Genomic DNA, 12,359 nt, shown 5'->3' with positions numbered 1-12,359 from the left:
GTGGTAGGAAACTGAAAAAAGAGGATACATTTCATGTCCGAACTGCGCTGGGACCCCCTGAAACTTCACTGGGTGATTATTGCAACGGAACGGGGGCGCCGTCCCCGGGACTTCCCCGTGGAGGCCGAAGCCGGTGTCCAGACCAGCTGTCCCTTCTGTTACGGCAACGAGGACAAGACCCCCCGGGAAATCTTCGCCATCCGTCCTTCAGGGGCACCCAACACGGCAAACTGGCAGGTGCGGGTCGTCCCGAACAAGTATCCGGCACTGCGGGTGGAGGGGGAACTGAAGAGCCGCGGTTACGGCCCCTATGACGTCATGGACGGGATCGGTGCCCATGAGATCATCATCGAGACGCCGGACCATGATCGGGGACTGGCTGACCTGGCCCCTGCGGAGATAACCAACGTGCTCAAGGCGTACCGCGCCCGCTTTCTCGACCTGCGTCAGGACAGGCGGCTTCGCTACATGGTGCTGTTCAAGAATCACGGTACCCGGGCCGGCGCGACCCTTTCCCATGCCCACAGCCAGCTCATCGCCGTACCCCTCACACCGCCGGTGGCGGCGACCGAACTCCGGATCTGCCGTGAATTTTACGATGCCAAGGATCGGTGCATCTTCTGCGACCTCATCGATTTTGAAATCTCCTGCGGTGACCGGATCGTGCGGGAGTTCGCCAATTACGTCATCATGACCCCCTATGCCTCCTGTTTCCCCTTCGAACTCCGGCTCTACCCCAAGCGCCACTCCCATGATTTCGCCCTGCTCGGGGACGGAGATCTGGCGGAGCTTGCGGTAGCCATGAAGGAGATGCTCTTTCGCCTCAAAACGGTTCTCAAGGACCCTCCCTACAACTTCATTCTCCACACGGCACCACCGACCCAGGACCGGCTGGGAAAGCCGAATTACTGGACCTCAATCGAGTATGACTATCACTGGCACATCGAACTGGTGCCGCGACTTACCCAGATTGCCGGCTTCGAATGGGGGACCGGCTTTTTCATCAACCCGACGTCGCCGGAGGATGCGGCGACTTTTCTCCGGGATGCGGAGGTCTGAAACCCGGTGCAGGTGTTCCCCGGAGAATCTGCGGCTACCTTTGTCCGCACGTGTGTGAGGCTGTGCAATGAAGATTCTGTTTGTCGCTTCTGAAGTGGCTCCCTTTGCCAAGACCGGCGGACTGGCGGATGTCACCGGTTCGCTCCCCGTTGCCCTCAAGGGTCTGGGGCACGATGTCCGCATCATCCTTCCCCTGTACAAAACCGTTGGTGAAGGACCGTTTCCCATCCACAAGGGGCGCAAGAGCGTCGAGATCCCCCTGGGCGGGAGCACCCACAAGGGATTTCTCCGGCAGAGCACTTCTGCCGATATCCCGGTCTACCTGTTGGAAAACAGGGGGTTTTTTCATCGTGACCATCTGTATGGAACGCCGGCTGGCGACTATCCGGACAATCACCAGCGCTTCGCCTTTTTTTGCCGGGGGATACTCGACCTGCTGAAAAGGATGGATTTTCGTCCCGACATACTCCATTGTCACGACTGGCAGACAGCCCTGGTTCCCGTCCTGCTCCGGTATGAACACCGGGAAGACCCGTTTTTCATGAACACGGCGACCGTTTTTACCATCCATAACCTTGCCTATCAGGGGCTGTTTCCCAAGACATCCCTGGCGGAAATGGGACTCGACTGGTCGTACTTCACCATTGACCGGCTGGAGTTCTATGACCAGGTGAATCTCATGAAGGGGGGGATCCTGGCAGCAGACCTGGTCACGACCGTCTCTCCCACCTACTGCAATGAAATCCTTTCCGTTGAACAGGGGTGCGGGCTGGAGGGGGTGCTGGCGGAGCGTCGAGACGATCTGTATGGTGTCCTCAACGGCCTTGACCCTGACGAGTGGGACCCGGCAACCGATCGGCACATCTTCAAGACCTACACGTCCGCGGCATTGGCGGCGAAGACGGCAAACAAGAAGGGTCTGCAGAAGCGTCTCGGTCTGGAGGAGGTGCCGGATATTCCCCTTGTCGGCATGGTGACAAGGCTGGCGTCCCAGAAAGGTATTGACCTGCTGGTGGAACTCCTCCCCCGCCTTGCAGCGGAAAAAGTGCAGTTTGTACTGCTCGGCGCGGGTGACGAATCCTATCACCGGCTGTTTGCAGATTTCAAGGCGAGGGGTGCCGGCAATATCTCGCTCAATATCGGCTACGACTCCGCTTGTGCCCGGCAGATATATGCCGGAAGCGATATCTTCCTCATGCCGTCCCACTACGAGCCGTGCGGTCTCGGTCAGCTGATAGCGCTCCGCTATGGGGCGGTGCCGGTGGTGAGAAAAACCGGCGGCCTGGCGGACACGGTGTTCGATGGAAGGGACGGGGTGCGGGAGCCCAACGGGTTCAGCTTTGATGATTTTACCTCGGAAGCGCTCTGGGAGACTCTTCAGCGGGCGCTACAGGCTTACCGGCAGCGGGATGCCTGGAAAAAAATGGTCCGGCGCGGCATGAACAGGGATTACTCCTGGCTGCAGTCGGCCGCCGAGTACGAGCGGCTCTATCGCAATGCACTGGCTACAAAGAGGTTATGAGACATGACGATTGAAAAGGATGACTTGGCGGAACTGGAGAAGGAAGTCAGAAAGCTTCTCGATGACAACCGGAAATTCCTCGAACGGGTGCTGGATGATGATTTTGAGCCGGAGGAGACTGTTGACGATGAGGGGCCGGAGGTGGCCGAGGAGTTGTAGTGCCGCGGGACTGTCATTACCGCGAAAACGCGAAGGAACCACCGGAGAGCCTTTCTCCGCAAAGTTTTTTAGTCCAATAAGAAAGCCCCCGGTCGAAACTCCGGGGGCTTTCTTATGTTCAGTGTATTGTAGGGGGGTCAGTGTTTCGGGATGGTTCCGGACCCCTCGCTCGTGACGTCGTGACCACCCGCCATGTGGCAGTCGCTGCAGTTGGTCTTGTACAGTTCGTCGCCGATATCTACCGGATGAACGAAGTTTTTGACCTGGGTGCCGGCGGGGATGTTCTCCTGCTTCTGATCGAGGACCGTGTGGCAGAGGTTGCAGTCCTTGGAGATGACCTTGCCCTCAGGTGACTTGTGTTTGCCGTCATGGCAGCGGAAGCATCCCGGCGAATAGAAATGGCCGATGTGGTTCGGGTAGGTGCTCCACGATACCTTCATGGCGGGGAAGAAGTTCCGGTTGTAGATTTCCTGGATCTCGACAGTCGCTTTCTTGATGGCTGCCGCCTTCCCCTTGGCTACGGCGGGGTAGTTCTTCTCGTAATATTCGGGAATCCCTTTGGAAATGGATGTCATAGCCTCACTGGAGGTCTTGTAGGGCTTGCTCAGCAACTCCACGGCAACCTTCTTGATAAAGGGAAGCGACTGGTCGATGTGCCCGGAGACGAAATTCTCGTCCATCTCCTGGCTCGGCGAGCGGTAGATGTGGGTCGGTCTGTTGTGGCAGTCGGTGCAGTCCATCAAGCGTTTTTCCCCCTTGGTGACCTCATCCTTGGTCAGGGGTTTATCGGTGTCCATGTATTCGGTGATCTTGCCATCTTTCCCCATGACCGCGATGTAGGGAATGTCGAAACGTTTCTTGTCGCGGGCGATATACTTGACCTCGGTGCCGATATGCCAGTGAATGCCCTTGGCATGGGGGGTTTTGGGCGTTCCGCCGATGTTGATCAGCATGTTGATCTCGCGCGGCATGTTGGTTTCATTGGGAGCGTAATGATAAAAGACTTTCTGTCTTCCGGAGTAGAATTTTTCCGGCCAGTGGCAGTGTTCGCAGGTGTCCCGCGCCGGCCGGAGGTTTTCAATGGGGGTTTCGATGGGGGCCGGATAGGTGTGGAATGCAACGGCAAAGAGCTGTCGCATGCCTGATATCTTAGCTTTAACGTACCAGGCCGCGCCGGGGCCGACATGGCACTCCACGCATTTGACCTTGGCGTGGGGGGAGTTGCTCCAGGCGGTGTGTTCGGGCTCCATGACCGTGTGGCAGAGTTCGCCGCAGAAGGAGGTGGATTCGGTGAACTCGAACCCCTTGAGGGAGGCGATGGAAACGATCAGGACAAAGATGATGGACGCCACGATGAAGAAAATGAACAGGTGCCGCCGGGAGGGTTCGTTCAGGTCGAGGCGGGGGTATTGGGGGATCTCCTCCTCCAGCGACGCCATCCCTTCGATGATCGCCTTGCGCCGCTGGGTACGGACGCGCCAGGCGCCTACCGGTACGAGGAGAAGGCCAAAGATGAGCATGCCGGGGAAAAGGAAATAGGTCAGCAGGCCGAGGTACGGTTTCTCGACACCGGTTATGGCCTCATAGGAGAGGAAAACGATGATTGCGCAGGTGGCGGTGACCGCCAGAATCATGCCTATCAGGCTTATGATGTTCCAGGCGTAGCCTGCGGTTTTTCTGATGGCCATAGTAAATGGTCTCCTTTGTGAAAATTTGCAATGACGTCATAACTATCTAAATTGTGTTGAAAACCGGTACAATTTACAACGCTGTTTCAGATTTTGTCAAACATAAAAAACGGGACGGAGATAAAAAAATCTTGCCATCGAGCCAGACAATCTGTTAAGTTTACTACCTTTAATTTGCAGTGCCACATGTTGTCGTTGCCCTCTTTTCCGTTAGTCCTCAGCGCCCGCTCCCCATCCCCTCCGCCTTGACATTCCCCCTGCTTTTTGCTAGCTTCGCGGCAATACAGGCAACATAGGCAAAGGAGTTCCCCCATGAGGAAAAAGCTTTTCATCCCCGGTCCGGTAGAGGTCGTACCGGAAATTCTGCAGGCCATGGCAACCCCCATGGTTGGCCACCGCATGGCAGAATATGCCGTCCTTCACCGGGGGGTAAAGGAGAAGCTGAAGCGGCTCCTTGAGACTGATACGCGGGTATTCCTAGCCACGTCGAGTGCATTTGGCGTCATGGAGGGGGCTGTCCGCAACCTGGTGGGGAAGCGTTGCGCCAATTTCTGCAACGGGGCCTTTTCCGACAAGTGGCATGACGTTACCCGTCGCTGTGGCAAGGAGGCGGATGCGATCAAGGTGGCCTGGGGAGAGCCGGTAACCCCGGAGTTGGTGGACGCGACGCTGGCCACCGGCCGGTATGATGCCATAACCCTGATTCATAACGAGACATCCACCGGCGTCATGTCACCGCTCCCCGAGATCGCCGCGGTATTGCGCCGTTATCCGGAGGTCGTGTCGATCATCGATACCGTTTCGTCCATGAGTGCTTTCCGGATTCCGGTTGATGAACTGGGGATCGACTGCTGCATCTTCGGGGTGCAGAAGGCCTTTGCCCTCCCTCCCGGAATGGCGGTCTTCACCGCCAGCGACAAGGCGCTGGATCGTTGTAAGACGATCGAAGGGCGTGGGTACTATTTCGATTTTCTCGAATTCGCTGCTGCCGATGAAAAAGACAATACTCCCTCCACTCCGTGCATTTCCCAAATCTACGCCATGGACCTGCAGTTGGACCGCATGTTTGCCGAAGGGCTTGATGCTCGCTGGAAGCGCCACCAAGCGATGGCCGACCATGTGCGGGGATGGGTGGCGGATCGGGGCTATGGCTTTTTCCCGGCGGCTCCCTACCGTTCCGTGACTCTTACCTGCGCTGCCAACACCCGTGGCGATGACCTGGGCGCACTCAAGAAACGGATGGGAGAACGGGGGTATGCGTTTGATGACGGTTACGGTAAAATCAAGGGGAAGACGTTTCGTATCCCTCATATGGGGGACATGCAGCTTGCCGACCTGGAAGAATTTCTCTCTGTCCTGGATGAACTCCTTTCCCCGTCTTGAGGGATTGTTGAGCGCCGCCGGTCCGATATTGTTACGACAGGTCCTGAGCTTTTCTTCGATTAGCTGCTATAGTTTGTGATAGCGGGAATCGATTGCCCGTGAACCCATTGAGTGTCAGTGATGACTATGTGGAATGCCAGAGCGAGGAGGTTTTCATGAAGTGTCCCAACTGTGGAGGAAGAAAGGCCGTCGAAATCGACATCCATTCGGAAGGGTTCTCTGCCGAAGTGTCGCCGGTGAAAGAATGCGGTGAATGCGGACTGGTCTGGCGCGTAAAGGTAGTGGGGGACAAGTCCGAGATAGACATCATCAAGCCTGCCAAGAAATAACGGAGTAGCTGGAGTATGGCCCGTTCAGGCCGGCTCGAACAGTTCCTTGCCGGCGCCGCAGATGGGACAGGCCCAATCGTCCGGAAGACTTTCGAAGCTGGTGTTCGGCGCTATGCCGTTGTCCGGGTCTCCTGCGGCCGGGTCGTACACGTACTGACAGATGGTGCACCGCCAACTTTGCATGTCTTTTCCCTCCCTGAGAAATAGTGTCTCCGTACCTGCCAGGGGGACGGGTGTAGCGCGTTCCCCTGTCTCCCTTTTTGCTTCCTTGAGGAAATAAAACAGTGGTGCGTTTGGTGTTCCGCATGGCGGGCTGTCCGCTGTTGTTTGCGTTGCTCCTCCGTTCCCGCAGGCAATTCCCCGTCGTTGCGTGAGGTGTCAGGGGGAGGCAACGGATTTGTTGTTCCACTGTAACACCCGGCGTACGGGTGTCAACCGGTACAAAATGAACAATGGTAAATTTTACTTTGAATTTACAGAATGTTGTGCTATTTTAGCAAGCCTAAAAACCTGCATCATTTACTTTCATTAAGAAGGGACACGAGGCATGAGTTACGAGGTTAAAAACGAGCAACTGCGTAAATGGGTGGCGGAGGTGTCCGCACTGTGCGAGCCGGATAACATCCACTGGTGTGACGGGTCGCAGGAGGAGTACGACAACCTGTGCAACCTGCTGGTGCAAAGCGGGACCTTCCGGAAACTGAATCCGGAAAAGCGCCCCAACAGCTATCTGGCCTGGTCAGACCCCATCGATGTTGCCCGCGTTGAAGACCGTACCTTCATCTGCAGTCTTTCCAAGGACGATGCCGGCCCGACCAACAACTGGATGCACCCCAAGGAAATGAAGGAGAAATTGCACGGCCTGTTCAAAGGGTGCATGAAGGGGCGTACCATGTACGTTATCCCCTTCTCCATGGGCCCGCTCGGCTCCAACATTGCCAAGATCGGCATCGAAATCTCCGACTCTCCCTATGTCGCCGTCAATATGCGGATCATGACCCGCATGGGCAAGCAGGTCCTCGACGTCCTGGGGAACGGCGACTTCGTCCCCTGTCTCCACTCCGTCGGTGCGCCGCTGCAACCGGGAGAGAAGGACGTCCCCTGGCCCTGCAACAAGGAGAAATACATCGTCCACTTCCCGGAAGAGTACGCCATCTGGTCCTTCGGTTCCGGCTACGGTGGCAACGCCCTTCTGGGCAAGAAATGCCTGGCACTGCGTATCGCCTCGAAACAGGGGAAAGACGAGGGATGGCTGGCCGAGCACATGCTGATCCTGGGGGTCGAGTCTCCCACCGGCGAGAAGACGTACGTCGGGGCCGCCTTCCCGAGTGCTTGCGGCAAGACCAACTTCGCCATGTTGATCCCCCCCAAGCCGTTCCAGGAGAAGGGGTGGAAGGTGACCACCATCGGCGACGACATCGCCTGGATCAAACCGGCCGCCGACGGGCAGGTCTACGCCATCAACCCGGAATACGGCTACTTCGGCGTCGCTCCCGGCACCAACTACAAGACCAACCCGAACGCCATGATCTCCTGCGAGAAGAACTCCATCTTCACCAACGTTGCCCTTACCGAGGACGGGGACGTCTGGTGGGAGGGAATGGACGGCGAGCTCCCCGCAAAACTGACCGACTGGCAGGGTCAGGAGTGGACCCCGGGCTGCGGCCGTCCGGCCGCCCATCCCAATGCCCGTTTCACGGCACCCGCTTCCCAGTGCCCTTGCATCGACCCTGATTGGGAGAACCCCAAAGGGGTGCCGATGAGCGCCTTCATCTTCGGCGGACGCCGCAAGGACACCGTCCCGCTGGTCTACCAGGCCTTTAACTGGAACTTCGGCGTCTACCTGGCCTCCACCCTCGGTTCCGAGACTACCGCCGCTGCTGTCGGCGCAACCGGCAACGTCCGCCGTGACCCCTTTGCCATGCTCCCCTTCTGCGGCTACCACATGGCAGACTACTTTGCCCACTGGCTGCAGTTCGGCCGCTCCATCGCCAAGCCCCCCCGCATCTTCAGCGTCAACTGGTTCCGTAAGGATGCCAACGGCAAGTTCATCTGGCCGGGTTACGGTGACAATATGCGCGTCCTGAAGTGGATTGTCGAGCGTGTCCAGGGCAAGTGCGGCGCGGTCGAATCACCGCTGGGCTGGATGCCCAAATACGAAGATATGGACTGGAGCGGCCTCGACATGCCCCGTGAGACCTTCAACGAGCTCATGTCCGTTGACCGTGACGTCTGGCAGAACGAGGTCATCTCCCACGAGGAGTTGTTCGTCAAGATGTACGATCGCCTCCCGAAGGAGTTTCTCCATATCCGCGAACTGATCCTCTCCGGTCTCTGGCGCTCGCCCGAGCACTGGGAACAGATCGGCGAGGTCCATCCAGAAGGGTGGAACGAGTAAGCGATTCCCTTCACTGGTGCTGGATTGATGTAAAGAGCCGGGCGACATGCCCGGCTCTTTTTTTTTGTGCCCGATGCACCCCCCCTTCAAAATTGCCGCAGGTGGGTGCGGTGCTATACTGTTACTACGTTCCTGGAAATGGCGGAGTCGGCGTGAGGTCTGTGGTTTACGGACAGCATCTCGGCAGGTGTACGGTATCTTTCTGCTTGACAAAATATCGGTATTTTGTAAAACAATGTTTAATTGAGTTGGTGTGGATGATAGGGTAAGATGGGTCTAATGGGTTGGGTCTCACGCACTCCACAGTACAAACAGGGGGTATGGCATGGGTCACACAGACAAAGGAGACGGAACTGACTCGGTAGAACGGCATTTGGACTTGCCGCGGATTTTTGCGGAGCGGGGTATTTCCCGGCGTGACTTCATGAAATTCTGCACCGCCATGTCCGCGGTCCTGGCGCTTCCGGTGACGCTGGTGCCGAAGATTGCCGCGGCACTGGAAGCGGACGGTCGTCCGTCCATCATCTGGCTTGAGTTCCAGAGCTGTACCGGCGACACGGAAGCGTTGCTGCGTGCCGCCAACCCGACCGTCGGGGAAATAGTCCTCGACGTCCTGTCTGTCGACTATTCCGAAACGATCATGGCTGCCGCCGGTCATCAGGCGGAAGAGGCCAGAATGAAGACTCTCAAGGAGCAGAAGGGAAAATACATCGCTGTCGTCGAGGGGGCGATCCCCGTGAAGGACGGGGGTATTTACTGCTGCATTGCCGGCAAGTCCGCCCTCGACATCGCCCGCGATGTATGCGGCAATGCCCTGGCCACCATCACGGTCGGGACCTGTGCCTCCTACGGTGGTATTCCTGCCGCGGCTCCCAATCCGACCGGCGCGGTCGGCGTGAAGGAGGCGGTGCCGGGTGCGACGGTGATCAATCTTCCCGGCTGCCCCGTGAACACCGACAACCTGGTGGCCACCGTCGTCCATTTCCTCACCTTCGGCAAGCTCCCGGCCGTCGACGGCAAGGGACGTCCCCTGTTCGCCTACGGCAAGCGGATCCATGACAACTGCGAGCGGCGTCCCCACTTCGATGCCGGCCAGTACGTGGAGGCGTGGGGGAGCGAGGCCCACCGAAGCGGCCACTGCCTCTACAAGATGGGGTGCAAGGGGCCCGAGACCTTCCACAACTGCCCCATCCAGCGTTATAACGAAAAGACCAACTGGCCCGTGGGGTCGGGGCACGGCTGTGCAGGCTGCTCCGAGCCCCAGTTCTGGGATACCATGACACCGTTCTACAAGCGGCTCCCCAACGTGCCGGGATTCGGCGTCGAAACGACCGCCGACAAGATCGGCACCGGTCTTGCGGTGGCGACGGCGGCTGCCTTTGCCGCCCACGGCGTGGTGAGTGCCTTCCGGCGCAAAGACGAACCGGAACGGGAAAAGGAGGAGTAGCCCATGGCCAAGATCGTCGTTGACCCGATTACGAGGATAGAGGGGCACCTTCGCATCCAGGCGGAGGTGGAGGGAGGGCGCATTACCGATGCCTGGAGCTCCAGCACCATGTTCCGCGGGATCGAGAAGATTCTCAAGGGGCGAGATCCCCGCGACGCCTGGTACTTTACCCAGCGGTTCTGCGGGGTCTGCACCACGGTCCACTCCATCGCCTCCATCCGGGCCGTGGAGAACGCCCTCAACATCAGGATCCCCCTGAACGCGGAGCTGATCCGCAACCTCATCATCGGCATCCAGGTGGTGCAGGACCACGTCATCCATTTCTACCACCTCCATGCCCTCGACTGGGTGGACGTGGTCTCCGCGCTGAAGGCCGATCCGGCCAAGACCGCGGCCCTTGCCGCCTCCCTCTCCGACTGGCCCCTCAATTCCCCCACCTACTTCAAGGGGATTCAGGAGAAGCTCAAGGCATTCGTTGCCAAGGGGCGTCTCGGCCCCTTTGCCAACGCCTATTGGGGACACCCGGCCTACAAGCTGCCGCCGGAGGCCAATCTCATGGCTACGGCCCATTACCTGGAGGCCCTGGACTGGCAGCGGGAGGTCATCAAGATCCACGCCATCCTCGGTTCCAAGAACCCCCATCCCCAGACCTTCCTCGTGGGGGGGATGGCGATCCCCATCGATCCCAATTCCCAGAACGCCCTGAACGCCGACAAGATTGCCGAGATCGGGGAACTGCTCAAGAGGGCGAAAACGTTCGTGGAGAAAGTCTACATCCCCGATCTCCTGGCCGTGGCCTCCTTCTACAAGGAGTGGGCGGGGATCGGCGCCGGGGTGGGGAATTATCTGAGCTGCGGCGAATATCCCCTGGATAACAGCGGGAAGGCGGAAAAGCTCTGGTTCCCCGCGGGAATCATACTCAACCGGGATCTTTCCAAGGTCTACCCCATTGACCAGAAGAAGATAACCGAGAGCGTTGCGCACTCCTGGTACGAGGGGAGCGACGCCGGTGTCCACCCCTACGACGGGCAGACCGAGCCGAAGTACACGGGACCCAAACCCCCCTACGACATGATCGACACGACGGGGAAATATTCCTGGGTCAAGTCACCCCGCTACGACGGGACCTCCATGGAGACGGGACCCCTCGCCACCATCCTTGTCGCCTATGCTTCAGGACATGCCGGGGCAAAAGGTGCCGTGGACATGGTGCTGAAAAAGCTCGGGGTCGGCCCCGAAGCTCTCTTCTCCACCCTGGGACGGACGGCGGCCCGGGGAATCGAAACCCTCCTGGTGGCTCAGGAGCTGTCCAAATGGCTCGACATGCTCGTGGCCAACGTGAAGGGTGGGGACCTGGCGGTTCACAACGGGGAGAAGTGGGATCCCGCGACCTGGCCGCGGGAGGCGGCCGGCTTCGGCTGGCACAATGCGCCCCGCGGTGCCCTGAGCCACTGGATCAGGATAAAGGACCAGAAGATCGAGAACTATCAGGCGGTGGTTCCCTCCACCTGGAATGCCTCTCCCCGGGACGGGAAGGGGCAGCGGGGGCCCTACGAGGCGGCGCTCGTGGGTACACCCATGGCCGACCCGAGCAAACCCCTGGAGATCCTCCGGACTATCCACTCCTTCGACCCGTGTCTTGCCTGTGCGGTCCATGTGGTGGATGCCGGCGGGGGCGAAATGGTGCAGGTAAAGGTGGTTTAGGAGGCCGGCCATGGGAAACCTCTCTGAAAAGTACGTATGGGAAGTGCCGGTACGGGTCACCCACTGGGTGAACATGGTCTGCATTCTGACCCTCTCCGTAACCGGCCTCTATATCGGCGCGCCCCGGACCCTGGCGCTCACCCCATCGGAGTACGTCATGGGATGGGTCCGCTTCGTCCACTTCGTTGCCGCCTACGCCTTTGCCATCAGCGTAGCGAGCCGCATCTACTGGGCATTCAGGGGGAACCGCTATGCACGCTGGCAGGAATTCTTTCCCATCCTGACCAGGGAAGGGCGCTGGCACATGTTCGAAACCTTTCGTTACTATACCTTCCTGAGCCGGCAGATCCCCCACGTTACGGGGCACAACGCCCTGGCCGGAACGGCATACGCGGTGGTCTTTCTCCTCTACCTGGTCATGATCGTCACCGGCTTTGCCCTCTATGCGGAGCACGCGCCCCAGGGGACGCTGCACACACTGGTGGGGTGGATGTTCGCCCTCTTTTCCAACCAGGGGATACGGCTGACCCATCACCTGACCATGTGGCTCCTGATCGCCTTTGCCATCCATCATGTCTACAGCGCCTGGCTCATGGACGTGAAGGAGAAGGGGGGGGTGATGTCGGGGATGTTCGGCGGCTACAAGTCGGTCAGGGAGAGGAACTGACCC

Annotated in this window: 11 protein-coding genes; 9 read left to right on the top strand and 2 right to left on the bottom strand. The window is 58.8% G+C overall.

From position 1 onward, the window contains the following. Window positions 1-33 precede the first annotated feature (33 nt). The 3 genes from KI810_RS10025 (at window position 34) to KI810_RS10015 (ending at window position 2,740) form a co-directional block, all read left to right on the top strand. The gene (locus tag KI810_RS10025; RefSeq protein ID WP_214175395.1) at window positions 34-1,059 is read left to right on the top strand and encodes a galactose-1-phosphate uridylyltransferase; all 1,026 of its coding nucleotides are present in this window, start codon (window positions 34-36) and stop codon (window positions 1,057-1,059) included. Window positions 1,060-1,126: 67 nt separating this feature from the next. After that, a complete protein-coding gene (gene glgA / locus KI810_RS10020; RefSeq protein ID WP_214175394.1) occupies window positions 1,127-2,581 on the top strand; it encodes a glycogen synthase GlgA in 1,455 nt (484 codons plus the stop codon). Between the two features lie 3 nt (window positions 2,582-2,584). Then, entirely contained in the window at window positions 2,585-2,740 is a 156-nt protein-coding gene (locus KI810_RS10015; protein WP_214175393.1) for a hypothetical protein, read from the top strand. Between the two features lie 137 nt (window positions 2,741-2,877). On the opposite strand, the gene KI810_RS10010 is transcribed toward KI810_RS10015, so the two are convergent. Next, on the bottom strand, window positions 2,878-4,428 hold the full coding sequence (locus KI810_RS10010; protein ID WP_214175392.1) for a cytochrome c3 family protein: 1,551 nt from the start codon (window positions 4,426-4,428) through the stop codon (window positions 2,878-2,880). A gap of 312 nt (window positions 4,429-4,740) precedes the next feature. Between KI810_RS10010 and KI810_RS10005 the strand changes: the two genes are divergently transcribed. Both KI810_RS10005 and KI810_RS10000 read left to right on the top strand, forming a co-directional pair. Beyond that, window positions 4,741-5,811, top strand: a complete 1,071-nt coding sequence (locus tag KI810_RS10005) for a pyridoxal-phosphate-dependent aminotransferase family protein (RefSeq protein WP_214175391.1) — start codon at window positions 4,741-4,743, stop codon at window positions 5,809-5,811. Between the two features lie 155 nt (window positions 5,812-5,966). Next, complete coding sequence (locus KI810_RS10000) at window positions 5,967-6,140, top strand: hypothetical protein (RefSeq protein WP_214175390.1); 174 nt, start codon at window positions 5,967-5,969, stop codon at window positions 6,138-6,140. Window positions 6,141-6,164: 24 nt separating this feature from the next. Here the strand turns inward: KI810_RS10000 and rd are convergent, their stop codons facing one another. Continuing rightward, entirely contained in the window at window positions 6,165-6,323 is a 159-nt protein-coding gene (rd, locus tag KI810_RS09995; RefSeq protein ID WP_214175389.1) for a rubredoxin, read from the bottom strand. A gap of 364 nt (window positions 6,324-6,687) precedes the next feature. On the opposite strand from rd, the gene KI810_RS09990 reads away from it, so the two are divergent. From KI810_RS09990 to cybH, 4 genes are all read left to right on the top strand, one after another. After that, window positions 6,688-8,538 carry a phosphoenolpyruvate carboxykinase (GTP) gene (locus tag KI810_RS09990; protein ID WP_214175388.1) on the top strand — a complete coding sequence of 617 codons (1,851 nt, stop codon included), beginning with the start codon at window positions 6,688-6,690 and terminating at the stop codon, window positions 8,536-8,538. Between the two features lie 424 nt (window positions 8,539-8,962). Next, entirely contained in the window at window positions 8,963-9,985 is a 1,023-nt protein-coding gene (locus KI810_RS09985; protein ID WP_246525449.1) for a hydrogenase small subunit, read from the top strand. A 3-nt stretch (window positions 9,986-9,988) separates the two neighbouring features. Further along, window positions 9,989-11,689 (top strand): nickel-dependent hydrogenase large subunit, encoded by a 1,701-nt coding sequence (locus KI810_RS09980; RefSeq protein ID WP_214175386.1) that lies wholly within the window; start codon window positions 9,989-9,991, stop codon window positions 11,687-11,689. A 10-nt stretch (window positions 11,690-11,699) separates the two neighbouring features. Next, window positions 11,700-12,356, top strand: coding sequence for a Ni/Fe-hydrogenase, b-type cytochrome subunit (gene cybH / locus KI810_RS09975; RefSeq protein ID WP_214175385.1), 657 nt, complete (start codon window positions 11,700-11,702; stop codon window positions 12,354-12,356). Window positions 12,357-12,359: the final 3 nt, after the last annotated feature.

The sequence above is a fragment of the Geomobilimonas luticola genome, from assembly GCF_018476905.1.
Taxonomy (GTDB): Bacteria; Desulfobacterota; Desulfuromonadia; order Geobacterales; family Geobacteraceae; genus Geomobilimonas; species Geomobilimonas luticola.
The sequence above is the reverse complement of the archived record's forward strand: the minus strand, read 5'-3'. Positions and strand labels throughout refer to the sequence as shown.